This window comes from uncultured Eudoraea sp. (assembly GCF_947490415.1).
GTDB lineage: Bacteria > Bacteroidota > Bacteroidia > Flavobacteriales > Flavobacteriaceae > Eudoraea.
This window is the reverse complement of sequence record NZ_CANLGX010000001.1, coordinates 678903-703716: the sequence shown is the minus strand read 5'-3', so window position 1 is coordinate 703716 and position 24814 is coordinate 678903. Positions and strand designations below refer to the sequence as shown.

At 37.4% G+C, this 24814-nt stretch carries 25 protein-coding genes and 1 pseudogene; 15 read left to right on the top strand and 11 right to left on the bottom strand.

Going from position 1 to position 24814, the window contains the following annotated elements; translation table 11 throughout:
- Nucleotides 1-30 precede the first annotated feature (30 nt).
- The 3 genes from Q0874_RS03135 to Q0874_RS03125 all read right to left on the bottom strand — a co-directional run bounded on the left by Q0874_RS03135 (nucleotide 31) and on the right by Q0874_RS03125 (nucleotide 1062).
- The gene (locus tag Q0874_RS03135) at nucleotides 31-219 is read right to left on the bottom strand and encodes a hypothetical protein (RefSeq protein ID WP_299159244.1); all 189 of its coding nucleotides are present in this window, start codon (nucleotides 217-219) and stop codon (nucleotides 31-33) included.
- Nucleotides 220-461: 242 nt separating this feature from the next.
- Nucleotides 462-662 (bottom strand): hypothetical protein, encoded by a 201-nt coding sequence (locus Q0874_RS03130; RefSeq protein ID WP_299159242.1) that lies wholly within the window; start codon nucleotides 660-662, stop codon nucleotides 462-464.
- Nucleotides 652-1062, bottom strand: coding sequence for a carboxymuconolactone decarboxylase family protein (locus Q0874_RS03125; protein ID WP_299159240.1), 411 nt, complete (start codon nucleotides 1060-1062; stop codon nucleotides 652-654). Before Q0874_RS03125 ends, Q0874_RS03130 begins: the two co-directional genes overlap by 11 nt.
- A 655-nt stretch (nucleotides 1063-1717) precedes the next feature.
- On the opposite strand from Q0874_RS03125, the gene Q0874_RS03120 reads away from it, so the two are divergent.
- The 9 genes from Q0874_RS03120 to Q0874_RS03080 all read left to right on the top strand — a co-directional run bounded on the left by Q0874_RS03120 (nucleotide 1718) and on the right by Q0874_RS03080 (nucleotide 11973).
- Nucleotides 1718-2116: a hypothetical protein gene (locus Q0874_RS03120; RefSeq protein ID WP_299159238.1), complete on the top strand. Its 399-nt coding sequence runs from the start codon at nucleotides 1718-1720 to the stop codon at nucleotides 2114-2116.
- 166 nt (nucleotides 2117-2282) lie between these two features.
- Nucleotides 2283-2762, top strand: a complete 480-nt coding sequence (locus Q0874_RS03115) for a hypothetical protein (RefSeq protein ID WP_299159236.1) — start codon at nucleotides 2283-2285, stop codon at nucleotides 2760-2762.
- A 161-nt stretch (nucleotides 2763-2923) separates the two neighbouring features.
- Nucleotides 2924-3982 (top strand): ribosome small subunit-dependent GTPase A, encoded by a 1059-nt coding sequence (rsgA, locus tag Q0874_RS03110; RefSeq protein WP_299159234.1) that lies wholly within the window; start codon nucleotides 2924-2926, stop codon nucleotides 3980-3982.
- A 157-nt stretch (nucleotides 3983-4139) separates the two neighbouring features.
- Complete coding sequence (locus Q0874_RS03105; RefSeq protein ID WP_299159232.1) at nucleotides 4140-4496, top strand: VOC family protein; 357 nt, start codon at nucleotides 4140-4142, stop codon at nucleotides 4494-4496.
- A 259-nt stretch (nucleotides 4497-4755) separates the two neighbouring features.
- Nucleotides 4756-6495 (top strand): hypothetical protein, encoded by a 1740-nt coding sequence (locus Q0874_RS03100; RefSeq protein WP_299159230.1) that lies wholly within the window; start codon nucleotides 4756-4758, stop codon nucleotides 6493-6495.
- Between the two features lie 72 nt (nucleotides 6496-6567).
- Nucleotides 6568-7284: a VIT family protein gene (locus Q0874_RS03095; RefSeq protein WP_299159228.1), complete on the top strand. Its 717-nt coding sequence runs from the start codon at nucleotides 6568-6570 to the stop codon at nucleotides 7282-7284.
- Nucleotides 7285-7362: 78 nt separating this feature from the next.
- The gene (locus tag Q0874_RS03090; RefSeq protein ID WP_299159226.1) at nucleotides 7363-9354 is read left to right on the top strand and encodes a S9 family peptidase; all 1992 of its coding nucleotides are present in this window, start codon (nucleotides 7363-7365) and stop codon (nucleotides 9352-9354) included.
- A gap of 175 nt (nucleotides 9355-9529) precedes the next feature.
- Nucleotides 9530-10069, top strand: a complete 540-nt coding sequence (locus Q0874_RS03085; protein ID WP_299159224.1) for a hypothetical protein — start codon at nucleotides 9530-9532, stop codon at nucleotides 10067-10069.
- 53 nt (nucleotides 10070-10122) lie between these two features.
- Nucleotides 10123-11973, top strand: a complete 1851-nt coding sequence (locus Q0874_RS03080) for a Xaa-Pro dipeptidyl-peptidase (protein WP_299159222.1) — start codon at nucleotides 10123-10125, stop codon at nucleotides 11971-11973.
- 164 nt (nucleotides 11974-12137) lie between these two features.
- On the opposite strand, the gene Q0874_RS03075 is transcribed toward Q0874_RS03080, so the two are convergent.
- The 5 genes from Q0874_RS03075 to Q0874_RS03050 all read right to left on the bottom strand — a co-directional run bounded on the left by Q0874_RS03075 (nucleotide 12138) and on the right by Q0874_RS03050 (nucleotide 17777).
- A complete protein-coding gene (locus Q0874_RS03075; RefSeq protein WP_299159220.1) occupies nucleotides 12138-13082 on the bottom strand; it encodes a DUF2268 domain-containing putative Zn-dependent protease in 945 nt (314 codons plus the stop codon).
- A 252-nt stretch (nucleotides 13083-13334) separates the two neighbouring features.
- Nucleotides 13335-14477, bottom strand: a complete 1143-nt coding sequence (locus tag Q0874_RS03070) for a saccharopine dehydrogenase C-terminal domain-containing protein (RefSeq protein WP_299159218.1) — start codon at nucleotides 14475-14477, stop codon at nucleotides 13335-13337.
- Nucleotides 14478-14726: 249 nt separating this feature from the next.
- Nucleotides 14727-15269 (bottom strand): Na/Pi symporter, encoded by a 543-nt coding sequence (locus tag Q0874_RS03065; RefSeq protein WP_299160094.1) that lies wholly within the window; start codon nucleotides 15267-15269, stop codon nucleotides 14727-14729.
- Nucleotides 15270-15764: 495 nt separating this feature from the next.
- Complete coding sequence (locus Q0874_RS03060) at nucleotides 15765-16538, bottom strand: DUF6090 family protein (protein ID WP_299159216.1); 774 nt, start codon at nucleotides 16536-16538, stop codon at nucleotides 15765-15767.
- A gap of 687 nt (nucleotides 16539-17225) precedes the next feature.
- Nucleotides 17226-17777, bottom strand: coding sequence for a porin family protein (locus Q0874_RS03050; RefSeq protein ID WP_299159212.1), 552 nt, complete (start codon nucleotides 17775-17777; stop codon nucleotides 17226-17228).
- Between the two features lie 391 nt (nucleotides 17778-18168).
- On the opposite strand from Q0874_RS03050, the gene Q0874_RS03045 reads away from it, so the two are divergent.
- Complete coding sequence (locus Q0874_RS03045) at nucleotides 18169-18696, top strand: DinB family protein (RefSeq protein WP_299159210.1); 528 nt, start codon at nucleotides 18169-18171, stop codon at nucleotides 18694-18696.
- 287 nt (nucleotides 18697-18983) lie between these two features.
- On the opposite strand, the gene Q0874_RS03040 is transcribed toward Q0874_RS03045, so the two are convergent.
- From Q0874_RS03040 to Q0874_RS03030, 3 genes and pseudogenes are all read right to left on the bottom strand, one after another.
- Nucleotides 18984-19745, bottom strand: a complete 762-nt coding sequence (locus Q0874_RS03040) for an SDR family NAD(P)-dependent oxidoreductase (RefSeq protein ID WP_299159208.1) — start codon at nucleotides 19743-19745, stop codon at nucleotides 18984-18986.
- 48 nt (nucleotides 19746-19793) lie between these two features.
- The gene (locus Q0874_RS03035; protein WP_299159205.1) at nucleotides 19794-20159 is read right to left on the bottom strand and encodes a hypothetical protein; all 366 of its coding nucleotides are present in this window, start codon (nucleotides 20157-20159) and stop codon (nucleotides 19794-19796) included.
- A gap of 78 nt (nucleotides 20160-20237) precedes the next feature.
- A pseudogene (locus Q0874_RS03030) lies at nucleotides 20238-20386 on the bottom strand (hypothetical protein); the annotation flags it as partial.
- Between the two features lie 164 nt (nucleotides 20387-20550).
- On the opposite strand from Q0874_RS03030, the gene Q0874_RS03025 reads away from it, so the two are divergent.
- The 5 genes from Q0874_RS03025 to Q0874_RS03005 all read left to right on the top strand — a co-directional run bounded on the left by Q0874_RS03025 (nucleotide 20551) and on the right by Q0874_RS03005 (nucleotide 24776).
- Complete coding sequence (locus tag Q0874_RS03025) at nucleotides 20551-20952, top strand: hypothetical protein (RefSeq protein WP_299159202.1); 402 nt, start codon at nucleotides 20551-20553, stop codon at nucleotides 20950-20952.
- A gap of 41 nt (nucleotides 20953-20993) precedes the next feature.
- Nucleotides 20994-21122, top strand: coding sequence for a hypothetical protein (locus Q0874_RS03020; RefSeq protein ID WP_299159200.1), 129 nt, complete (start codon nucleotides 20994-20996; stop codon nucleotides 21120-21122).
- 122 nt (nucleotides 21123-21244) lie between these two features.
- On the top strand, nucleotides 21245-21865 hold the full coding sequence (locus tag Q0874_RS03015) for a hypothetical protein (RefSeq protein ID WP_299159197.1): 621 nt from the start codon (nucleotides 21245-21247) through the stop codon (nucleotides 21863-21865).
- A 198-nt stretch (nucleotides 21866-22063) separates the two neighbouring features.
- Nucleotides 22064-23008: an aldo/keto reductase gene (locus Q0874_RS03010; RefSeq protein WP_299159194.1), complete on the top strand. Its 945-nt coding sequence runs from the start codon at nucleotides 22064-22066 to the stop codon at nucleotides 23006-23008.
- A 274-nt stretch (nucleotides 23009-23282) separates the two neighbouring features.
- Nucleotides 23283-24776, top strand: coding sequence for a YfcC family protein (locus tag Q0874_RS03005; RefSeq protein ID WP_299159192.1), 1494 nt, complete (start codon nucleotides 23283-23285; stop codon nucleotides 24774-24776).
- Nucleotides 24777-24814: the final 38 nt, after the last annotated feature.

The following is a 24814-nucleotide window of genomic DNA, read 5'->3' as shown; positions in this document are numbered from 1 at the left end:
TAAAAGCATCATTGGTTGTAGTAATAATTTTTATTTTTTCTTTTCCTGAACGGCCTGTTCAAGGGTTACAGGAGTTTTATATGCGGAACAACTTTGAAAGAGGATCAATCCTGAAAGGAACAGTGCTGTGGTTTTGAACCATTTTTTAGTGCTTTCACCAGCGTTGTATTTAGTCACTATTTCAATAAACGTTATGGCAAGGATAAAGATAGAGGCCACAACCAGGGGAGTAAATGATTTGGGTCATTAGGATACTGTGATAATTAATATACTATTGGATAATTTTGCAAATATTATTTATCATTAAGGATAGAAGAAAAAGGCATCCCAATAAAAAAACAGACACCAGAATTTTTCTGGCATCTGCCTACAAATTTTTAAAAGGAAACATCTCTTTCTTAATTTGGAATATAAAATTCAGGTTTACATGAAATCTTTGGCAACTTTTAAATGGATCTTATTCACGAAGAGGATTGGCTATACAGCTTTTTTGCTTCGTTATCATAGTTGTCCAATAGTTGTTTAAGATTATTAGCAGCTTCCAAAGTTAATTCGCCTTTAGCTCCATCAACAATCCATCTGGCCGATGATATTAAGGTCGCTAGTTCATATCCCGTTAATGTAATCTGAAAAATGTTTCTTTGTCCTTTTTTAATTTGCATTGGTGAGTTGTTTAGTTTTAAGAAAAGCCCCAATTCGAGTAAACTCATTGGCAAACTCTTCATAATCTGTTCTCATGCCGTTTAGATAAACACTCCAGCCAACACTCATCTTAGCAAAATGCACAGCTTCCTGTATTTCTTCTTCGGTAGCACCAAAAAGTTTTGCTGCTTCTGTGTGAAATAAAGTGCAATAAGCACACTTAGTCTCCGCATGAATTGCGATGCCCATAAGTTCTTTGTACTTATTTGGGATTAGTGTTTCTCCCAATTCAAGTTTTTTGAACATTTGCCATTCGTAGTCGAGGTATTGATCAGGGATACTTTTAAAGAAACCAGGCACCAATCCTAATGTTTCTTTCATTTCCATCTCCACCTCATGACGATCTCTTGTTGTAATCATGGTTAATGGTATTTAATTAATCCTGCTTTTGACTATTAACCTCAGAAAGGGAGGATGATACCTTACTAAAGCAAATTATATTTTTAGAAGCCTATTTTGTATATATGTGGTGGTTATCTAATTTCAAAATATAGGATTTAGATTAACCAATGTAAATGATATTGGTCATGTCAATTCAATAAAAACCGAAGAGGCTATTTGCTGTCAAATATCTGGTTAAGAATAAGTTAGTTTCTCTGATCCAGGAGCGAAGCAAACTAGCCCAGCCTGTCCACAGCAACGTAGTGAAGGCGGAGTGGAAGTTACAAAAATATACCTCCTTTTTTGTTTCTAAAGTTTACAAACACGTTTACGACCAGGCCTATTTTCGCCTCTTTTTAGTTCGTACTTTACGTAAAATGAATGTTGATTGTTTTATGTAACGAGTCTTGCAAAATCCAGCAAACTGAATTATGATAATGGGATAAATTCCCAAAAGGGATACTTACCCGGGAAGTTTTAGGGATATTGGGGTATATTAGTATTCATACAACGAGTTGTGCTTAATATTAAACGAACAAGTATGAGATATCGAAAAGCTTCTAAATACTTTTATTTTATTGTTCTAATTTTTCTGCATAATTCAGTGTTCGCCCAAAACCTAAAGCAAGAAAAGATGGAACAACTAAACTTCATGATTGGAGAATGGGTTGGTACGACAAAAGTTTATGAAAATGGGGTTGTTGCCAGACAAGGTTCAGCGTACGAAAACATTTCCTATGACCTAGACAAGAGTATTTTGGTAATTGAGTTGAATACCGAGTTTTTGCAACTTCATACGATAATCAATTACGATGAAAAAGACCAAAAATACTACTACTACCGATTTTCTAAAGGAGGCGCCGCTAGATATCCTGCGGAATACAAGGATGGACAGCTCATCGTGTGGAGAGATGAAAAGACTAGATTTTTTTTCAGCAGAACTCAAGAGGGAGGCTTTCAAGAATATGGGGAACAATTGGTTAATGGGGAATGGAAAAAAATTTTTGAAGATACTTTTAAGAATACCCAGTAAATAAAATACTATGCACAACAATGTATAACCGCAATAACGGCGGTAGATGGATAATCGAATGAATTGTACTACAAATCAACAACTCCCACAACTGAAAAAAACGTAAATTATAACCCGTAACTGACGGTTATACAAGACCGTTGTGGGTAATTTAAAACCAATACACATGAAAACAGTAAAAATATTTTTTGCCATATTAATACTCGCTAATATGTCATGTAAAAACAACGCTGAAAAATCAGAAGCGAGTTCAATTCAAAATAATAACAATAGTAATTTTGATATAGAAGCTGCAACAAAAATTGTTGAACAAAGAAGCAAAGAATTTGAAGATGCATTAAAAATTGGAGATTCCATAGCTGTTGGAGACATTTACACTTTGGACACAAAAATAATTGGTGCTTATTCTGGCAGAGATAATATTGTGAAAGAGGTATACGAGATGACACGAGATAGTATAACTGGAATTAAATTCAGAATAATTAATTTATGGGGGAATGAAAATATCATAATCGAGGATGCATACGTTGAGTTTTTTCATAGCGATGGTACACCTAGAGGTAAGGGTGAATGCTTATTGGTCTGGAAAAAAGAAAAAGATAAGTGGAGGATTTTCCGAGATGTTTATAAACCAGAAAAAAAGTAAAAAACAGTTTACAACAATGTATAACCACAATTACGGCGGATTCCACTTCGTCCGAATCCACTTGGAATTGCTAAAGCCTGTGCTTAACCAAAAATTAGTAAATTAAAACCCATAACTGACAGTTATACGAGACCGTTGTGCTTAATAAGAAAAAAACAGAAATGACTCTCGAAGATTTAGGGTATAATAATGAATTAGAAGAATATCGAAAGAAACAAAACCTTGACTCCTTTGATATTGGTAGAGTTGTCCTGGAACACCGGGATCGTTATACTGTAAAAACTGAATCAAACGAATTTGATTGTGAACTTATTGGGAACTTAAGATTTACAATAACTAATAAGAATGAATTACCATCAGTAGGTGATTGGGTTGCAATTTCCGAATACGATGAAGATAAAGCACTTATCCATGCTGTTCTCCCTAGGTATTCAACTTTGGAACGAAAGGCTGTTGGGAAGTCAGGTGAATCTCAGATTATTGCTGTAAATATAGATGTTGGGATAATTATTCAATCCGTAAATAGAGATTTTAGCATCAACCGGCTCGAACGGTATTTGACAATTTGCAATGCATCAAACATTGAACCTTTTATAATTCTGAGTAAAATCGATTTAATCGAGAATCTGGAATTGGAAGAATTGTTAATTCAGGTACAAGAAAGAATAAAAAACGTTCCCATAATCCCTCTAAGTAACCAATCCAAAGTAGGAATTGATGATGTTATTTCCAAGTTAGCCAAAGGAAAAACCTTCTGTTTATTAGGATCCTCAGGAGTTGGAAAATCCACTCTTATTAATACGTTGATAGGTGAAGAATTAATGTATACGGGTGAAATTAGTGAAAACATTGATCGTGGTAAACATGTCACTACGCACAGAGAATTAATTGTATCTGAGCATGGGATTTTAATTGACAATCCAGGTATGAGGGAAATCGGAATAACTGATGCTACCGAAGGATTTGAAATGACATTTGACGAAGTATTAAATCTTTCTCAAGATTGCAAATACAATAACTGCACTCACACTAACGAAGATGGGTGTTCGGTATTGCGCGCCTTAGACAGGGGTGAATTGAATTCTCAAACTTATGAGAATTTCCTCAAAATGAAAAAAGAAAGAATTCATTATGAATCAAGTGCAGCAGAAAGGAAAAAGAAGGGTAAAGACTTGGGTAAATTGATAAAGAATATGAAAAAGAATAATACCAAATACTAAGCACAACAATAGGTATCGTGCATACCCTTCGGGATACGCACCATTCACAAACCATTGGCGGTCTTTGAAGAACACGTTACAGATGAAGTTTACAGAACACTTTAATTGAGTTTGAACATATGAAAAGCAAGAATTTACATGAGCTAATATTCGAATTATGCTAACTGACATTAATCCGAAACTACCAATGCGTGACAAAAATGTTACGAGAGAATTTTATATAAATAAGTTGGGATTTAAAGAATTTGGAAGTGCAGACTTTGATGGTTATTTGATGGTAGAAAAAGATCAAATTCAAATTCACTTCTTTGAATTTAAGGAGCTTAACCCCAAAGAGAATTATGGAAAAGTTTATATTAGAACTGACAACATTGATGATTTTTACCAAACATTGTTAGATAATAAAACGAGTATTCACCCGAATGGAAAATTGGAATCGAAACCCTGGGGACAAAAGGAATTTTCCGTACTTGACCCAGACACCAACCTATTGACATTTGGACAAAGCATTTAAGAAAATAACAAACGAACCGCCAACAATAGCTATAAGTAATCCGCCAGAGGCGGACAGGTTGCTTGTTCTTGCATGCTCTGAAAATTTCTACGGTCCCGATAGTTATCGGGATCAGTTTAGTGTATACTTGCATAGTTGTATGCTATCCCGATAGCTATCGGGACACGCAACTACTCATAGCCGAGACGATATGCTTAATTAAAACTTATTAAACTGTAACAATTCTAATCTTAATTGTCTTAAACAATAAGAATTAAACATGAACAAATTAAACATAGCAAGTATTCTCTTATTGATATTTCTTAATATCTCTTATGCTTTTTCCCAAACGAAAAACGGCAATATAGAAAGCACGATAGAATACTTTTTTCAGAGAAATGAAGCCGTAAGTTTAGTAAAGAGTGAAAAATGGCAAGAGGCGATTCCAATTTTAGAAAACTTAACGGAACACTATCAAAACGATGGAGATATATTTTATTTATTAGGAATTTCCTATTATCAAGATGAGCAGTATCAAAATGCTATTACTGCACTAAAGAAAACCCTCGATCTTGGGGGAACTATCTTAACAGGAATTCCGACAGGTTCAGCACCTTCAAATGATATTATGATAAAAATTGCTGAAGCATATGCTGAAGATGGAGATAAAGCTAATGCCATGTTATGGCTGCGAAAAGGCTTTGCAGCACGTTATGACGAAAAGCCGTTCTTAAAGGGCAGTTCTGCTTTTAAAAACTTCAATGAAGATGAAGATTTTCTAGCGCTATTTGGGAATGATACTCAAAAAGATATAACAAGAGAAGAAGCCTGGTCTAGAGATATTACATATTTAGAAAAACGAATTAATGAGCTACGCTATAGCCCTAATCAAGCTATTTCTAAAACAGATTTATCAAAAGAAATTCTGGATATAAAAACAACTATAGCGTCATTATCTGACGAACAAATAATTTTCAAAATAATTAAACTATTTGGAGCTTTAGGAAGTGGACATAATTTTATTTTACCTACATCTCCAAACAAAGGCGCTTTTAAAAAACTACCCGTTCAGTTTTATCAGTTTAATGATGGGCTATTTATTGTTGATGCTGAGGAAGGCTTGGAACAATGGATTGGTTATAAGGTAGAGTCGATTGAAAACACACCTATCGAAGCTGCACTTCAAAAAACAAATGCCGTAAATGCAAGAGATAATGATATGCAAATACTTTGGCTAGGGCCTTATTATTTGGGATTACCTGATGTATTAAAAGGTTTGGGAATTATTAAGAACGCGAATCAAGTAACAATAACCTTAAGTGATAAAGATGGAAAGTCTGAAAAAGTAGCAATGAATCCGGTTGCTTGGCAGTTTACTGGTATGCCAATATTACCAAAGCTAAAAACAGAGAATCAACCTTTATTTTTATCCAAAACAGAAGATAATTATTGGGCAAAAACATTGCCTAAGCATAATGTAACGTATATACAATTTAACGTAGTTCAACAAAAAGAAGAACTGACGTTGATGGATTTTAATTTAAAGCTTCGAGAAAATATAAAACAAAGCAATTCTCAAAACTTAATTTTAGACTTGCGGTTTAATAGTGGTGGAGATGGATCTATAGTACCTCCCATGCTAAAAACATTAATCGAATTTGAAATTATAAACCCTGAAGGAAAAATTTTCGTTTTAATGGGTAGAGGAACATTTTCTGCAGCTCAAAATTTATTGACTGAAATAACAAAATTCACAAATGCAATTTTAGTGGGTGAGCCTAGTGGATCAAAACCAAGTTTTATTGGAGAAGCGGGATGGTTTCAGTTACCATATTCTGGTTTAATGGGAATTGTAGCTTCCCAATATCATCAAACTTATAAAGCAGAAGACCATCGTAAATGGATCGCTCCACATATTCCTGTCAGTTTATCATCGACAGATTATTTTAATGGGAATGACAAGGCTTTGAATGTTATAATGGAAGTAATAAAAACTTCTGAAAGAGGGAATAAAAACTAGGTATAACAATATATAGCGCATTGAAACGCGCCATATACTAACCGTTTTGTGTAATTTGAACAAACAGAACAGATGTCAGAAAAAACAGAGGGTTTAGACAATTATTTAGACAATCATTACATACATCGAAGTAATTGGTTGAGAGCTGCTGTCCTTGGAGCTAATGATGGAATTTTATCAACCGCTAGTATTGCGATTGGAGTTGCTGCTGCGAGTGATATGCGAGAACCTGTTATTTTGGCAACATTAGCTGGACTGGTTGCAGGTGCTTTATCAATGGCAGCTGGAGAATATGTTTCTGTAAGTTCACAAACAGATGTTGAGAAAGCCGACATCGAACGTGAAAAGTCAGAGCTAAATGAAATGCCCGAAATTGAATTACAAAGACTAGCGGAAATTTATGAAAAAAGAGGACTGCAAAAAGAAACTGCCTTAACTGTAGCTAAAGAGTTAACGGAACACGATGCGTTAGGGGCACATATTAGAGACGAATTAGGAATTAATGAAATAAGTCAAGCTAAACCTATGCAGGCTGCATTTGCTTCTGGCGCAGCCTTTACAGTAGGAGGATTACTTCCATTTTTAGTTACACTATTTCTTCCTTTAAAAAGTATGGAATATTCACTTTACGGTTTTGCATTATTTTTTCTTATAATTTTAGGAGCATTAGCAGCTAGAACAGGGGGTTCAAGTATTGGAAAAGCAATTTTAAGAATTACTTTTTGGGGAACGGTTGCAATGGGACTGACTGCTTTGGTTGGTTATATGTTTAATGTGAATATTGGATAATTATATGATTAAAAAAAGAAACAACAACATAATATCAAATAATACTATTAAGACAATGACAAAATCCTTCCTATTAAAATGAAAAACTTTAAACTTCCGTACTTGCCCATCTTATTGTTGTTAGCTATTTCCATTTTTCCAAAATCGCATTCCGTTTTTGCCCAGTCGTCTAATCTTACACTGGAACATTTTGACTTATTAGTCGGTTTAAGCAGTCCAAAAATTAGCCCAGATGGAACGAAAATATTGCTAATAAACCGCAAAGCTGACTTCGAAGAAAATAAATATATCAATTCATTATGGATAGTATCAAAAGATACTAAAGAAGCCAAACCACTTACCTATAATCGGCCTTCAATTCATCAACCGGAATGGTCTCCTAATGGTGAACACATAACGTTCTTAGCCGAAGGAAACAATAAGAAACAACAAATTTTTAAACTAACAACTCAAGGGGGGGAAGCCCAACAACTGACACATAGTAAAATGGGTGTCATTACATACGAATGGAGCCCTAACGGACTTTTTTTTGCATATGTTGAAAAGGATTCTTTAGCGGAAAAAACGGGGGTTGAAAAGCATAACAAATCCTTTGAAGTAGGTTATGATTGGTATCTGGCGAAAAAAGCCTCAGTGCCGGCCCATATTTGGATCTGTTCCAATGAAGGTAAAAATGCGTATCAGTTAACCTCAGGGGAAGTTGGCTACAATGTTTTTTCGGGTAGTATAAATTGGTCTAATGACAGCAAAAAGTTAGTCTATATAGCACAGCCTAAACCACATTCAGCAGAATTCTTAAACAGTTCATTGCAACTTATTGACATAGAAACCAGGAAGATTACTGTGCTGGACAAAGGACCCGGAGTTCCCGCGAATCCATCTTTTTCTAAAGATTTATCTGTCGTTTTATATAGCAAAACCAGAGGATTAGAGCCATTTTTTAATCCCATGGGATTATTTTCTGTGGATCAGAATGGTGTCAAAAAGAAAGATGTAATTCTTGATATCGATCGTAACATTTCCAGACATTTCTGGTTCTCTGATCAGAGTTTGCTTGTTGGTGCACCTGATGGAACGAAAGTAAGTTTATGGCGTGGTCTGTTAGATGGCATTTACAAGAATCTGGATACAAATGGAGTCCTTCCTTCGCTTAATAATATTGCTATAGGACCTGATGACGAAATAGTATTTATTGGTTCGAAAGCAAGTGAGCCATCAGAATTGTATTATATGAAAAATCATCAAAGCATTCCTGAAAAGATTACTTCTTTCAACGACACTATTTCTCAATTAAATTTAGGTAAAGTTAGCTCTATAAACTGGAAAAGTGAGGATGGCTTTGACGAAGACGGAGTAATCACTTATCCACCTGATTTTTCATCAAATAAAAAATACCCATTGGTATTGTATATCCATGGAGGACCGATGGGTTCTTCATTAGAAGATTTTAATTTTTTCGCACAGGCTTTTGCTGCTCAGGGTTGGGTCGTTTTCCAACCTAACTACCGGGGAAGTAATAATTTAGGAAAAGCTTATCAAAGATCTGTCATAAACGATGCGGGTGAAGGGCCAGGAAAGGATGTGATGGCAGGAATTGAAGCCATTAAAAAGCTAGGTTTTATTGATGAAAATAAGATGGCTGTATCAGGGTGGTCATATGGTGGCTTTATGACTGTTTGGCTTACCTCTCATTATCAGGGCTGGAAAGCCGCAGTTGCCGGGGCCGCCGTTACAGATTGGTTTGACTGGTATAATATGGCCGACATGAATATTTGGTCGGGTTATGGTCTCGGTGGTTCTCCTTGGCTTAATGACAATGCCGATAATTACCGCAAGCAATCGCCTATAACCTATGCGCACCAAATTAAAACCCCGACCCTAATTCTTTCTAATACATTGGATCAAAGAGTAACAGTTACTCAATCTTTCAAATTATTTCACAATTTAAAAGACAATGGCGTAGAAACTAAATTCATAGCCTATCCGGTTTCGGGCCATTTTCCAAATGACCCAGTACATAGAAAGGATATCTATAAGCGATGGATATTATGGATAAAGGATCATTTTTGACAAAAAGAAATTTTCCTGAAGCCTATGAAACAAACAGCCACTAACAAAAAAATAAACGGCATTAGCGCTTATGCTGAAGCTTCGGCGTAAGCATAAAACGTCCGTTTATCAAGGTGGTTTGGTGTCATTTGAATAAAATTGGTATCAACTTAGCATATTAATAAACAAAAATAGTATGAATCAAGTTTTAGTCACTTTGCAAAATGAAATCAAATTGTCAAGATCTCGAATCTTCAAAGAAATAAATAGTATTTCGGCGGCCGATGGCTTTAAAAAAAATGATGTGGAATCCTGGAATATTCAAGAAGTTATTGAACATTTGGTTTTGGCAGAAAGAGGTGGTTTTAATCTTATTTACACTGCAGCAGAAAAATTTCGGATAGGCGAACCTGTATGGGAAGGCAAATCAGAGAATGATGGATTGTCTATGGAAGAAATAATAAAAAGAACCTGGAAGCCAAAAGAAAAGGCACCTCCCTCAGCTACGCCTAACGGGAAATGGACTCTTGGAGTGTGGTCCGCTCATTTCAGAAATTGTGATGACCTGTTGAAAGAATTAAATTCTATTTTAGATGGCTTGCCTTTAAATGAAGTAATATATCCTCATTTTCTCTGTGGTCCCTTAAATGTAATTCAAAGGCTTGAATTCATTAGATATCACATTGACCGGCACCATCTGCAGATTATCGAGATGAAAAGAATATTCAAAATATAAATTATTTATGCCTACCGTTGGCAAACATGGTCACAATCCTAAACGAATATATAATGAAAAAATACATTACACGATCCTTCCTGCTTGTACTATTTATTGCAAATGTATTTTCTGTTAATTCACAAACATCAGAAAAAGCAATTCCCATTTTCAAAGATGGAGAGGCCCAGATAGTTCCCGCTTTTGAGGATGAAACCAAATGGATTAGAGAAGATCTCTGGGTTGAGACAGAATTTGACACGGATGGGGATGGCAAATTAGACAGAATGCATGTAGACGTTACGCGTCCGCATCAAACGGATTCTGAGGGATTAAAACTCCCTGTGGTTTATGAGTCAAGCCCATATTATGCGGGTACTGCCAATCCTATTCCTGATGGTTTATTTTGGGATGTTAGGCATGAACTTGGCGAAATGGGGAAACCTCGTGTACATCCGGAAGTAACTCGTACAGGCAAACGACCTGTCATTTCTAATTCACAGATTAGGACATGGGTGCCAAGAGGATATATTGTGGTACACTCATCTTCGCCAGGAACGGGCTTATCTCAGGGATCACCTACTGTTGGCGGAGATAACGAATCTTTGGCTCCAAAAGCCGTTATCGATTGGCTTTGTGGTCGTGCTGAAGGATATAAAACGCCTTATGGGAATGAAAAAGTAACCTCATTTTGGTCTACTGGAAAGGTGGGAATGACGGGGACGTCATATAATGGAACCCTTTCTCTTGCTGCCGCAACTACCGGTGTAAAAGGACTTGAAGCAATTATCCCGGTAGCACCAAATACATCATATTATCATTATTACCGGTCAAATGGTTTGGTTAGATCTCCCGGGGGTTATCTTGGTGAAGACATTGATGTTTTATATGACTTTATCCATAGTGGTGACGAATCAAAACGAGCCTATAGCAATTCTAAAATTCGTGATACCGAAATGAAAAATGGCATGGACAGAATCAGTGGCGATTATAACGATTTTTGGGCGGGTCGAGACTACTTAAATGATATGGCCCCAATGAAAGCTGCGCTGCTGATGTCACACGGATTTAATGATTGGAATGTCATGCCTGAGCATAGCTACAGAATATATAAAAAAGCCCGGGAAATGGGACTTCCAACACAAATTTTCTATCACCAAAGCGATCATGGCGGAGGACCACCGCCGATTACAATGATGAATAGATGGTTTACACACTATTTGCACGGTGTGGAAAATGGTGTAGAAAATGACGCTAAAGCATGGATAGTTCGTGAATATGATAGGAAAGATAATCCAACAGCATATGCAGACTACCCTAATCCGGATGCCTCGTTAGTGACGCTGTATTTAAGTTCTGGAGCCCCAAAGACAGGAGCTCTAAGTCTTTCTAAAACACCGAATCAAGGTATGGAAACACTTGTTGATAATTACTCTTTTTCAGGGACATCCTTAGCCAAAGCCGAACAGACAAATCATCGCTTGCTATATGTTTCTCCAAAATTATCTGAAGATGTTCATATTTCAGGAACGCCAAAAGTAAAAGTCAGATTATCTAGCAGTAAACCCGCTGCAAACCTTTCGGTATGGTTGGTCTCGTTGCCCTGGAATGAAGGAAGAGAGGCTAAAATCACCGATAACATTATTACCCGTGGTTGGGCAGATCCGCAAAATCATAGCTCGTTACGAAAAAGTGAACCCCTAAAGAGCGGTAAATTCTATGAGGTATCCTTTGATTTAATGCCTGATGATCAAATAATTAAAAAAGGCCAACAAATAGGACTCCTGATTTTTTCAAGTGATAAAGAATATACATTACACCCGGAACCCGGAACTGAATTAACGGTTGATTTAGATGCAACAACGATCAACTTGCCAATTGTGGGAGGCATTGAAGTGTTTAAAAGTGCAGTAAAAGAAAATTAAACATAATAGGCCAATCTAAAACGTTTGCCAACCATAGCTATACTATGGACGACCACAAGAATACATGTCCGGTTTATTTACTAAGTCGGACTTTTATTTTTTAAACCAATAGCCATAGGGTTTTTAAAAATTTCGTAAGATTCCACGAAAAGGCAACTTCCCTGCTACTTACCGAAATATCCACTCGATTGCACAAAAGCCTCTGCATCATCAATCAGTAAAATGTTCTGAAGGGCTGCGGTTTTATCAGGGGCCTGTTCGTAATATTTTTTAGAAATCAGATATCCCATGGCGTATCCCAGGAGCTTGGGATATTCATTTTGGCCGATTGAAGCCCAAAGCCAAAAGTCTTTATTTTGTGTTTCCAGGTCTTCTGTAAATTTCTGTTTCAGGCTGCTTTCGTTTTTCTTAATATAGGTCAGGGCGGCACTTTGGGTAATGTCATTGAGCACCAAAGAGGTGACAAATTCTGCCCCTCCTTCCCTAAGGCAAATGCCAAGCATATTGTTAGGGGCGGTATACAGTGCTGCATATTTCTGACCCCCCATGGCCATGGCTTGTTGAAAATGCGACAATTCATGCGTCATTATTTTTTGCAATTTTTCCAGATTATCGGCTGCACGGGTTACGGTGATCAGCTGCCCCACCAGGGAGGCCTGGCCTATGCCCCTATTTGCCCCAACCAGGAGATAGGTTGGCGGATACATGGCATTGGGCAGCACGCTGCTATAGTCTTGCATGAGTTTCAGGTAGGTTTCTTCCACGGCAGAGATATTGGCAAGAAAATTTGGAAGCAGAGCATAGCGCTCCGGATTGGCCAACATAGCATCCCTGAGGAGCTCCGGGCTTAGCTGGTGTCGGCCTATAAATTCTTTTAAACCTTCGGATCCACGATCGAAATACATGGTTTGTAAAACCTGGAGCGTATCCGTATTGGTAACGAGTTCGTTGTAGGCCTCAACAAAATGCACAAGGTCAGTATAAACAACCTTGGCCTGCTCTGGTGTTCGTGGATAGTTGGGTTGGGCAGAGGCTGCCAGTGAAAGGAACATACACATTCCCCAGAAGCTCGAAGCGCTGTTTTTTAATGAAATTAGTGAGGTCATCATAAAAGAGTGTTTTTGTTGGTTTAACAAAAATAAAGAAGATCTTTTTATAAAATTGTTACAGTTCAGATACAACGCATTTCAGGCTTCAAACACATCAAAACCTTACAGGGCAGATTCATAGTACCGGGAACCGTGGCATTTTCTACCAAAGAATTGTGTATTATGGGCTCTGTTTTGTGGGTTCAATCACCGAATTGTTCCAATATGCCTGTTCCCCCCTTTTCTAATCTATGGGAACTTTTATTGAGAGATTTACACTTTTCCAAAGACGGGGATAATAAAATTACCGTTTAAAAATGACTTTGGATCTATTTGGCTTTGCAGGACAACACCACTACAATTGGATTCAACCAACAGTTGTGCTGACTGCAGCAAGCACACTGCCGTGGTTATTTGGATGGACCGCAGTTTATGCCTCCCTATGGTTTGTGGGAGAATCCGTTTGCTAATCTCTCGTCTGTGCAAAGTCCCAGCTGTATCCTTACCCTCCACAGCTGCATACAAAATGATCCGGTCATCTTCGTTGTGTGGAATTAGCGCTTCCATTTTTTGTTGTAAGGCAGCAATAGCCTCACTAGTATTTCTCAAACCGGCAAGTTGTTCTTCTACCCATGCATAATGTCCAGGATATCGCAATGTCTTGTAGTCGAGGGAACTCACCTTTCCAGCTAATGCGTCAGGCAGATCAGCGGCACCTCCGGAAGTCAGGTCCTCTTCATAGGTAATGCCATCGATAATGATGCTGGCTCTTTCTGACAATGCAGGAAGTCTTGTTTTTTTAAAATCTCGAAGCACCAAAGTATCTTTTATGTATTCCGTAGCCACTCCGACCGGACTCCAGGTAAATCCATAGTAATGTGGGGAAACAGCATGGTCGGTCAGGGCACCTACTTTAAACTCCAGCTTGTCCACATTGTCTACTTCAAAATCGCTGCAAAACTTTTGGAAAAGGTGGTTGGCCACGATATTGATATAGCCGGGTGCGAGACCGGTTTGAAGAACGAAACCCGTTGTGGCATCCTTTGCCAATTCTATTATTTCGGTGGTTTCTGCAACATACTCGGTCATGTTTGCATAATGCAGGTGAAAGTCTTTGGCCAGCCGGGCTATTTTCGGCGCCAGTCGACCGGGGAGGCAATCGAGGAGTACATTACCCTGACCCAGAATTTCTTTCATTTCTTCTGTAAGGCCTTTCTCGGGCAGATGAAATGCCGTAACGGAACAGGGTTTAATTGTACCCTCTTCTATCCATCTGGCCACCTTTTGTGCTTTTGAAAGTGTTCGATTTCCGATAAAAATGGTTGGTGGTACTGCACTCCATTCCATCAGGAGCAGACCAGCTGCTTCTGCGATTCCTCCCGCTCCGGCAATAATGATGTTGCAGTGCTTATTCATTCCATAAATATAGCATTTTTACCAGGTTTTATTTTTTGCTTGCACTCCAATAATTGTGTAAAGCTACTATTCTCTTTTATCAATGGAGAGCGGAAACGATTCCTTTATTTTGAACGTAATACCAATCGTTGTTTGAACTTTCCCTATGATAGAGAATTAAAATTAATGGTTGTAAAAAAAGGGAAGGCTAAAACTTGATTAGACGCTATATAGTTTTTATCGCACAAGGCAATTTAGATTCCTAACTTTTTACTTTCTTTTTTTTTCCTCCTTCTCTTTTTTCTTTTCTTCTTCGGTCAATCCTATAAGCGTATCACTATTTATATAAAGCAATTCTGCAGTTTCAATCAATTTTTTCATAATGTCCGCAACAATATCACTGTCATTGGCGAGAGATGTTGCTATTACGCTGGATATCTTCTGCTCCCTAATCAATTTATCTAGTGTGCCATCGACCAACACATCGCTTTTATTTGCTTTTTCTTTAAGTCTTTCAAGTCGTTTTCCGGCAACATTGGCATTGAGGGACCCCAGTATCGCGGTTATTGTAGTCCCGATGTTAGCTCCCATAGCAAGGGCCAATGAATTGTCGTAAGTGATCTGCCCGACAGCCAGTGCAGTGAGAATTAATGCCATGGCCGCACTACTGGATTGTAAAAATGCGGTTACCACGAATCCCAGCCCCAAACTTTTATATAACTTATCAGTCATGCGTTTCAACAACTTTTGCAGTGGCCCTTCTACAAAAGCATTAAAACCCTCTTCCAACATGATCATTCCAAAAAGAAGAATAGCTACACCGGCACCTACTTACTTGATCGTAGGGTTTATAAAAAAGGCCCATCCGAGCAAGACCAGAATAACAGGAAAGAATATTTTTTTAATCATCTAGTAAGTTTTCAATAGACGAATCTTCATTTAAAACTCAAGGGTGCGCATTGGCATAGTTTACAACAAAATACAAGATAGATAAAATTATGGTTTAAGATTCCTAATAAAGTGACGCTCTTAAGTAAAGGTCAATACCATTGATTTAGAAATCTCTTTGTGCAGGAAGATTTGTAATTATTGGGAAGAGAAGGATTGTGGATATTAGTTTCATTATTCAAGTAATAAATTAATTGACTGTGAATACCATATAACTCCTTATATGATTACTAATAGACTCAATATTCCGAAAGTATTTTGTATTCGTAGAGAGTCATAGGCCTAAATTAGGTAAGTACCATGCAACCGTAATGCAGAATAGAAATCATTTAGAATGCTTATATAACCTATGGTAATAATCTAATCGTTTACATTTAATTTTTCAAGTTCTTTATTAATATTTGAAAGAACCAATTCTATGCTACCAATACCTAGTCTATTCAACCAAATTTTACGGTTTCTTAATTGAAATACTTCCTGTAGATCAATTTGAAAATCATTATCATTCCTAATATCTTCAAGAGATTTTAATTTGAAATTATATGTAAGAATCGCAGGAGTAAACATTTTATTTTCTACTACTTCATCTGTCAAAATAAAATGTTTTTTATAATAAGGATAAAGTACAATTCCAATGTCCCATCTAGGATTAGATTCGTCCCATTCTTTTATCCTCGGAAAGGTTAGTTCATATAATTCAGTAATTATCATTCTAAGAGAATCATTTGAAATTATGTTCATATCAGACGATTTTAAAGATTCATAACCTGATGATTTTGGAAAAAAATGCCTGTCTTGACTCAATCTATTAAAATGCAGAAATATTGAATCCTCCAACATATTCTCACCTAATAAGAAGCGCTTAAATTTATTACCACTTTTTTGACTTTTGAGATGATTTTCATAATCATCTTTGACGTCAGATAAGGTTCTGGCTAAATCACTTTTTATAGTTTTCAGCAATACGGTTTCAACAATTCTACTCTTGCGAGCTTCATTCCAATTATTCACCTGAAGTGCCAGAAGGATTCCTATCATGACAAGTACAATCTCACCAATAGCATACCTCATGTATTTCAAAGGCTTGTTGTCATCTGCGAGTTTTTTACGGATTTTACGAAAGAAGCCTATCATTAGAAAGAAGAGGTTGGTCTTTCTAAGGTAAGGAATTATTAAATATGAGGGATGAGTTAAAGATCTTACAAGAGGAATGAATTAAATGAAGAGTATGCAATCATCGCAGTTTTTGACCTTACCGTAGTATGTTTCACGATATTTATGCATGGTTTTGATCGGCAGACCCATAAAGTATCTTTTAATATAGGTAACCTTTGTAGTGAGCTCGCCCATCATAAAACTATAACGTTTTTCTGTTTTCGTTTTTCTTTTGATATATAATAGTTTCATATAAAAATGATTTTTTGTAGGTAGTAACCTAACAGATTCATGCCTTTAAACAAGAAAAAGATGTTAAGGTTTTGTTATTATGCGCAGAGTAGCAACACAAATGACGCTCATCACCGGAAAGCATTTTGTATTCGTAGAGGGCCATTATCCAAAATTAATTATGCACAGCTCAGCTATAATGCAGGATAAGATTGATTTATAACTATTGAAATATGCAATCAATATTTAATTAATTCCTCATTTTTTGATTCCCCCATTAAAGGTAAAAATTACTGTCAGGACATTAATTAGTCTGGAAAATATAAAGATTTTGTTTGGACTTATAGGCCGTCCAAATTGCTTGACTATTAGGGATTTGAGCAAAAAAAAAGCGAGGGCATTAACCCTCGCTTGTATTAATTTAGGAGTAATTCACTAAAAACGGTATCCCACTCCTAATTGAAAACCTTTGGTTTTTAAGGATAGATCCCCAGAAAAACCTGGATCTACTTCGATATCTGATATGTCAGACAATCCCAGATTGTAACGCGCATCCACGAAAAAGCCACCGGCCAGTTCATAGGCAGCGCCAAAGTTAACACCGAAATTACTCGATTTTAAACCATCAGTACCCCCTTCAGCATCAAGTAGAAATCCTATTTGAGGTCCTGCCTGAACGTTTAACCCTCCAAAAAGGTAATACTTCATCATCACAGGGATATTCAGAAAACTGATATCTGCATCCTTAGCGCCTTCTATTGAATATAGAATTTCTGGCTGAACATGAAATTTTTCAGAAAACCCGATATCTGCCAAACCACCTACATAAAAGCTGGTGGCTCCATCTGGGGTTACACCTCCAAAATCAGATGAAATTTTCAGATTGGAGAAATTAGCACCGGCCTTAACACCAAAATGCAATTCCTGTCCCTTAACATTCCATGCGAAAACGCCTGAGACCATCAAAATAATTAAAAGATTTTTCATTATTACTATGTTTAGTTTTTATTTAATGAATCAACTAAACGTGAAAACATTGCTATTATTATAAAAGGGGCAACCATCTTATGTCTTACAGAACATGTATTTGTTTATAAATTAATCTTCATTCCAATTGTATTTCTGATTCCATTTTGTGTTCACAATCAGTCAGTGTTTATTTAATCCGGTTCCATCAAATATGTTTCCGGATTCTTTTATAAATACCAACTAATTCGATTAAATCTCCTTCGGGCGTAGGCCTTAGTTAAACCTTTTTTTTAATTTTAATAAACTTAAGCCTCAACTGCCGTAGTCAATAGAGTTAATCGTAGATTTTTATAATTACACTGAAACAGGAAAGAGTATGAATAGAAGAAAATCAATTGGATTACTAGGCATGGGATCGCTTCTTCTTGCGCAAAACGCTTTTCCCCGGGCCTCATCGGTCGCAGGGTATACTGCATCAGATGATAATTTTATGAAAGCCTTCTCGGCAAGGTGGGAGGGACTGCGAGTGCATACTTTTGAAGTGTATGAAGCCATGCCGGATGCTCAATTAGGTTTCCAACCCACTGAGGACGTCATGTCATTTGCCAAGCTCTTTTCTCATATCGGTGTTAGCCTGGATTATTATGCCGGGATCCTCGATGGCACCTTACACAAAGAGGAGATCGAATCAGTTGAAAAGGGAGTAGTATTGACTTATTTGCAGGGGCGATTTGAACGATTTGAAGCTGCATTAAATCAGCTGAATCCAAGTGATCTGTACAACCCTAAACATAATTTAGGCACCCGGGACGGGGAAATTTATTTCTCTACTTATGACATCCTGATGCTGGCCTATAATCACACGGTGCATCACAAAGGACAGGCAACCACTTACCTGCGTTTGAAAGATATTGTTCCTCCTCAATACAGATTTTGATGTTTTTTCGTATTTTTTTTGAATTGGGGATCATAGACAGGGAAGTAGTTGGTCATAGTTTCTGCTGCCCTAGCTTTTCAGCCTTCATAGCTAAACTACTTGTGCCTCCGCTAAAGCTTCGGCGGCACGCGGACGTCAAAGTAGTCTGGCGGTGGAGCAATGAAGGCTAACGCCCTTAATAAAATGAGTTTTTCTAATGCATTTTATCATTTAGTTCTTTATTTGAGCATAATACATGTTACTATTAAATTGAACTAGGATGCTAACTTCATAGTTTATAAATGGAACTACATGGTTAAAGTGAGTCCGCCATCTACTGTAAGTGTGGAACCAGCAATATAACTGGATTCATCTGAGCAAAGAAACACAATAGCTTTTGCAATTTCCTCCGGGCGGCCAATTCTTTGTAGATGTACAGTAGGCAGCAATCCTTTATCGTACAGGTCGTCACCAACAACACCTCTCAGGCGCTGGTGCATAGGTGTATCTGTAACACCCGGACATAAAAGGTTCACTCTGATGCCCTTTGGTCCTAATTCGGCAGAGACACTGGTCGTTAATCCAATGAGACCGTGTTTAGACGTTACATAGGCCGATCCGGTTGGAAAACCCAGAAATGAATTAACTGAGCCTATATTTACAATAGCACCGCCCAGACCAAGTTGGAGCATGGCTTTTGCCTCATACTTCATGCAAAGAAAGGTTCCCTTTAGGTTGATGTCAAGAACAAGATCCCAATCATCTTCAGAAAGATCGGTTATCCCATTTAGTTTTCCTTCTATGCCGGCATTATTAATTGCATAATCCAAACGGCCAAATACTTCGATAGTATGAGCTACCATTTGTTCTACGCTCTTAGCAATAGAAACATCGGTCTTGATAGCTGATGCCTTGCCACCCTTTGCCTCGATAGAAGCCACTAAGCTGTCTAGTTCTTCTTTTCGACGTGCAGCAACAACAATGTGTGCACCTTTCGCCGCAAAAGCTTCTGCAGTTGCCCTTCCAATTCCACTACTTGCCCCGGTGATCAGCACAACTTTTTCTTTCATAGTACTCATTTGAATCCTTTTTAATTGGTTAGTATAGTATTAATAATTTTAGTAATTCGTTTTGATAAAAATTAATGTGTTTGCCGTATCGCTTTTTAGATTTTCCAAAACTCTCTTTCGCTTTCTTTGTCTTAAGTTAGTGGAAATTATGGCCATTAATCCCAATGTGAATACAACGGAGAACATGTACCAATACCCACGTCTAATTTGAGCCCTGGGGTAATCTATATTCAATTCAGCGATTCGATCTTTTATTCCGACAGGCAAGGTACTCTCAGATGCCTGGTCCAGAAATCTGTGAAACTCAATGATTAGTTTGTTTAATTCATCATCTGTAACGCGTCCATCTTCCAGGAATCTCTCACATTCATAGTATACAAATTCGAGATATTTTATGCATGTTTCTATGTTCATTTCTTATTGCTGCCGGCAGTCTCTGGTATGCTGCGTGGCAGGCTTTATTTAGTTATATTTATTTTGATATCTATTTCGTTGGTTTTTATTCCAGTTGTTGATTTGCAAGGCAATCAGAATCCCAACCACCACCAATACTACCTTCCCAATGGCATACCTCATGTATTTAAAAGACTAGTTGTCGCCAGACATTTTTTTGGTGGGCTGTCCTGGAAGAAGTTGATCATAGGAAGGAAGTGGTTGGTTGGTCTTCCCAAGGTACTAAATTATCTGGAAAAGTATTCTGGTGGTTCAATCGCAGTGGCCGTGAAAACACTAATAAGTATCTGAAAAACAATTCCCTTTTCCTTCATTTTCATTACCTTGACTTATAGATCTAAACCTTTTTGCCTTGAAAACACTTAAAAAATGGCTGAAATCAATTACCCTTTTCTTTATATCAATTATGATGTTTCAGGGTTGTGTGGCTTATCAAAGTGCCTCAGTAAGTTTGGAGCAGGCTGTCCGGGAACAAAAACGGACTAAGATTAATACCATCTCCCAGAAAAAATACCATTATGAACAAATTGTGTTTGAAGAGGGGAAATTCTATGGCCTTAAAAAACTAAATAAGAATATGGTCAAAATCCCTTTAGATACTAATGAAATAGATAATGTTTTTATACAGAGTAAAAGCAAATCAACCTGGGTGACGGTTGCTATTATAGCAATTCCTATAATCATATTGACAATCATTGCTATAGAAGAACTGAATAGCACTCCTTTTGTAGACTCCACGTTTTTTGCTGGTTAAAGGAGCATATTGTCGGCATCAACAAGTCCATCAGCCATCATATGACAAGGAAAATATATGCTTCCACCTTACTACTTTATAATGATGTGCCGGGCTCTACCATTGCACGAGGCATAAAGATGGAGCTTCGCCAGGACCTGGGGGAAAAAGAAGAGCACATTCCTGCTTAATTTGAGGATCATAAGGGGTGCAGTTTTAAAGGAGACCTGAAATTTTAGCATTTGAGCGAAAAACAAACAGGTTCGCTGATTATGGTATATTCTTTGTCTTTAGGGACCTATAAACTTTTTTTATGACATTCAATGCTTTTCTATATAGAGGTAAAGGTTTAGGTTTCACGCTCTTCGTACTAATTCTCTGTTGTTCGCCCCAGGCCGTTAGTGCCCAAACCTATGAACCCGGATACATAGTTCTCAACAGTAAAGATTCACTTTATGGATCGGTGAAAGACCGGAATGATGGGACGCTCTTTAAAAAGATCAGGTTCAAGGATGAACGCGGCAAGGTAAAGCGCTATAGTGCGGAAGACCTATTGGGCTATAAGGCAGGGATACATACGTATGAATCCCTTTGGTATGCTGAGGAAAACCAGTTTTTTAGGTTTCATTATTATAGCCGGCCCGGATATGGCAAAAAAGTCTTTTTAAAGGTATTGGCCAAGGGACCCTTAGGTTGTTATGCAAGGGAATTTATACATGACGACAATGATTACCTGGATCAATTTGAACTGTTTCTTCGGGAAGGTGAAACCACTATGGAACGGGCCACCCAAGGTATCTTTGGCCTTAAAAAGAAACGCCTGGCCAGCTATTTTTGGGATTGCCCCACCCTTGCAGAAAAAATAAACAACCGTTCATTGACCGGGCCCTTGGAAGTGGTGGACTTTTACAATGCGTTTTGTGGGCGCCTGTAAAAAGTACTATTTTCTTGCCTTATACCCTTTTGACTGTTTCTCTTTCCAATGGAATATTCTTAATTTCTTGTTGATGACTCCGAAAAGGTTTGTTTAACTAAGTTACAAATCTCCGATCTTCGTGAGCATCCGCTAAAAGAAATTGAAACTCAACAGAGTTTTAGCTATTTTTATATAAATTAAAAGTGAGAAATAAGTATGGAAAATCATAGGAATGGTTTAGTAAAACGTCGGGAGTTTTTAAAAAGAAGCACAAAGTTTGCTGCTGCAACAGTGTTTGTGGGTTTAGGAAGTTCAAAACTATTTGGAGCGCTTTCCGCTACCCCAATAAATAATTCAATTCCAACCGTATTGCTCAACAATGGTATACCAATGCCAAGGCTTGGTTTTGGCACAAATACCCTAAAAGGAGCTATAGGTACACGATGTGTGTTTGATGCAATTTCAGTGGGTTATCGCCTTATTGATACTGCTCATATTTACGGAAACGAAGAAGCTGTAGGAGAAGGGATTAAGCAAAGTGGTATTGATAGAAAGGAACTATTTATAACGTCAAAACTTTGGGTTGACGATTCGGGTTATGAAAGCACAAAGAAGGCATTTGAAACATCTATAAACAAATTGGGTGTTGAGTATTTAGATCTTTATCTTATCCACCGGCCCAGAGGAGATGTAAAAGGGACATGGCAGGCGATGGAAGAGCTCTTCAAGGAAGGCAAAATCAGAGCCATTGGCGTGAGTAATTTTTTACCTGATCAACTTGATGATATGATGGAATATGCTAAAATCAGACCTGCAATCAATCAAATCGAGACCCATGTTTTCTTCCAGGAGGACAAGTCATATGAATTTTTGAAAAACTCTGGGACGCAAATGGAAGCCTGGTCTCCTTTTGCTGCCGGGCGAAATGAAATTTTCAGCAACCAAACCCTCGCTGCCATAGGCAAGAAGTATACTAAGAGCATCGCTCAGGTATGCTTAAGGTGGCACTATCAGAGAGGAATTATTGCAATTCCAAGGTCTTCCCAAAAAGCACATATGATTGAAAATCTGGATATTTTCGATTTTGAGCTTGCTGAATCTGATATGCAGACCATTGCAACACTGGATCTGAATACTACTCAATTTCCTGAATGGGGATGAAAATGAAGCGCTTAATATTGCCTTTTATAATTTCAGGGTCAATGATACTATCTGCTGTTAGATGGAGGGATTTTATGCTATCATCAAACCCGAATTCAACAATTAAAAATGTTCTTTAAAAAGAAATTATACCCCGGTTATATTTATGTTGCTAATGCCTCTTATTTAAAGAATAAACAGTATCGAATAACAAAAATACGCCATTAAAAGAGTCGTTTATTAAAACCGTTATGGTGCTTTTGGACTAACTAAGAAATAGTAATAGAATTCATAAATGAAAAAACTAAAATTTCCAACAGCCCAAACCATTCTAATCTTCATCGCCGGATTTGTAACACTTTTAACCTGGTTGGTTCCTGCAGGAAAATACGATAGTCTGGCCTACAATACTATAGGTAATACATTTACCAAAACTAGCATAGAAGAAAGTGTAGAATTGCCTGCAACGCAAGAAACTTTAGAGAACCTCAACATTAAAATTCCTATTCACAAATTTACAAGTGGTGATATCTATAAGCCCATTGGAATTCCTAATACCTATAAAGAACTGGAATCAAAACCACAAGGCCTTGCAGCTTTGGCGAAATCGCCAATAAAAGGAATAATCGCGGCAGCAGACATCATCTTTCTTATCCTTATTATTGGGGGCTTAATTGGCATTATGAATCTCACAGGGGCATTTGATGCTGGCATATCCTGGATGGCAAAAACGCTTAAAGGCAGAGAGTATATTCTAATTATATTGGTAACAACACTAATTGCAGCTGGTGGAACAACCTTTGGTCTTGCGGAAGAAACGATGGCCTTTTACCCTATTTTAATTCCTGTATTCCTGGCAGCAAAATACGATGCGATGGTTGGGCTTGCCTGTATTTTTCTAGGGTCAGGAATTGGGACAATGTGCTCTACTATAAATCCGTTTTCTACGATTATTGCTTCGGATGCTGCTGGAATAGCCTGGACAATGGGTCTCAACAATCGCCTAATCATGCTGTTTGTTTGTTTGGTTATTACCATTCTTTATATTCTTCGCTATGCAAAACGGGTAAAAGCAGATCCCTCGAAGTCAATTATTTATGACCAAAAAGAGGCCCTGGAGAAGGTGTTTGGAATAAAACCCATGAACACAACAACGGAATTCACAAATAGACTGAGACTCATTACCCTTGTATTTTCATTATGCTTTGTAGTAATGATTGTGGGTGTTTCTTTTTTAGATTGGTGGTTTGTAGAAATGACAACTACCTTTCTTGTTGGCGCAATACTTATTGGGATTATTGGAAAGATCAAAGAAACTGTTTTTGTGGAGGTGTTTGCAAAAGGTGCAGCCTCCTTACTCAGTGTTGCCTTTATTGTTGGGATTGCCCGGGGGGTTACCATTTTAATGGAAGATGGTCTTATTAGCGATACTATTTTATATTATGCCAGTACAATTACAGAAGGGATGAACAAAGGCGTGTTTACGAATGTCATGCTCTTTATTTATGGGGGTTTATCCTTTTTCATGCCCTCGTCCTCAGGAATGGCTGTTTTAACCATGCCAATCATGTCGCCATTAGCAGATACTGTAAACATTGGAAGAGAGACTATTGTTAACACTTATCAATATGGGATGGGTCTGTTTTATTTAATCAATCCTACAAGTCTAATCCTGGCAGCGTTGGCTATTGTGAAAATAGGGTTCAATAAGTGGGTGCAATTTATAATGCCTCTGCTTTTACTATTGTTGATTACAACAATGATCTTGTTGACTATTTCTGTTTATTAAAATTAAAAAAGCACCTAACATAATATCAAGATTAATTA

Excerpts from the sequence above, each read along its gene's own strand:
- Q0874_RS03010 (WP_299159194.1), top strand. The coding sequence starts at position 22,064 with ATGGAAAATCATAGGAATGGTTTAGTAAAACGTCGGGAGTTTTTAAAA.
- Q0874_RS03080 (WP_299159222.1), top strand. The coding sequence starts at position 10,123 with ATGAAAAAATACATTACACGATCCTTCCTGCTTGTACTATTTATTGCA.
- Q0874_RS03085 (WP_299159224.1), top strand. The coding sequence starts at position 9,530 with ATGAATCAAGTTTTAGTCACTTTGCAAAATGAAATCAAATTGTCAAGA.
- Q0874_RS03095 (WP_299159228.1), top strand. The coding sequence starts at position 6,568 with ATGTCAGAAAAAACAGAGGGTTTAGACAATTATTTAGACAATCATTAC.
- Q0874_RS03115 (WP_299159236.1), top strand. The coding sequence starts at position 2,283 with ATGAAAACAGTAAAAATATTTTTTGCCATATTAATACTCGCTAATATG.
- rsgA (WP_299159234.1), top strand. The coding sequence starts at position 2,924 with ATGACTCTCGAAGATTTAGGGTATAATAATGAATTAGAAGAATATCGA.
- Q0874_RS03075 (WP_299159220.1), bottom strand. The coding sequence starts at position 13,082 with ATGATGACCTCACTAATTTCATTAAAAAACAGCGCTTCGAGCTTCTGG.
- Q0874_RS03015 (WP_299159197.1), top strand. The coding sequence starts at position 21,245 with ATGACATTCAATGCTTTTCTATATAGAGGTAAAGGTTTAGGTTTCACG.
- Q0874_RS03060 (WP_299159216.1), bottom strand. The coding sequence starts at position 16,538 with ATGATAGGCTTCTTTCGTAAAATCCGTAAAAAACTCGCAGATGACAAC.
- Q0874_RS03125 (WP_299159240.1), bottom strand. The coding sequence starts at position 1,062 with ATGATTACAACAAGAGATCGTCATGAGGTGGAGATGGAAATGAAAGAA.
- Q0874_RS03130 (WP_299159242.1), bottom strand. The coding sequence starts at position 662 with ATGCAAATTAAAAAAGGACAAAGAAACATTTTTCAGATTACATTAACG.
- Q0874_RS03105 (WP_299159232.1), top strand. The coding sequence starts at position 4,140 with ATGCTAACTGACATTAATCCGAAACTACCAATGCGTGACAAAAATGTT.
- Q0874_RS03045 (WP_299159210.1), top strand. The coding sequence starts at position 18,169 with ATGGGATCGCTTCTTCTTGCGCAAAACGCTTTTCCCCGGGCCTCATCG.
- Q0874_RS03050 (WP_299159212.1), bottom strand. The coding sequence starts at position 17,777 with ATGAAAAATCTTTTAATTATTTTGATGGTCTCAGGCGTTTTCGCATGG.
- Q0874_RS03090 (WP_299159226.1), top strand. The coding sequence starts at position 7,363 with ATGAAAAACTTTAAACTTCCGTACTTGCCCATCTTATTGTTGTTAGCT.
- Q0874_RS03035 (WP_299159205.1), bottom strand. The coding sequence starts at position 20,159 with ATGAACATAGAAACATGCATAAAATATCTCGAATTTGTATACTATGAA.
- Q0874_RS03005 (WP_299159192.1), top strand. The coding sequence starts at position 23,283 with ATGAAAAAACTAAAATTTCCAACAGCCCAAACCATTCTAATCTTCATC.
- Q0874_RS03070 (WP_299159218.1), bottom strand. The coding sequence starts at position 14,477 with ATGAATAAGCACTGCAACATCATTATTGCCGGAGCGGGAGGAATCGCA.
- Q0874_RS03120 (WP_299159238.1), top strand. The coding sequence starts at position 1,718 with ATGGAACAACTAAACTTCATGATTGGAGAATGGGTTGGTACGACAAAA.
- Q0874_RS03040 (WP_299159208.1), bottom strand. The coding sequence starts at position 19,745 with ATGAAAGAAAAAGTTGTGCTGATCACCGGGGCAAGTAGTGGAATTGGA.
- Q0874_RS03100 (WP_299159230.1), top strand. The coding sequence starts at position 4,756 with ATGAACAAATTAAACATAGCAAGTATTCTCTTATTGATATTTCTTAAT.
- Q0874_RS03020 (WP_299159200.1), top strand. The coding sequence starts at position 20,994 with ATGACAAGGAAAATATATGCTTCCACCTTACTACTTTATAATGATGTG.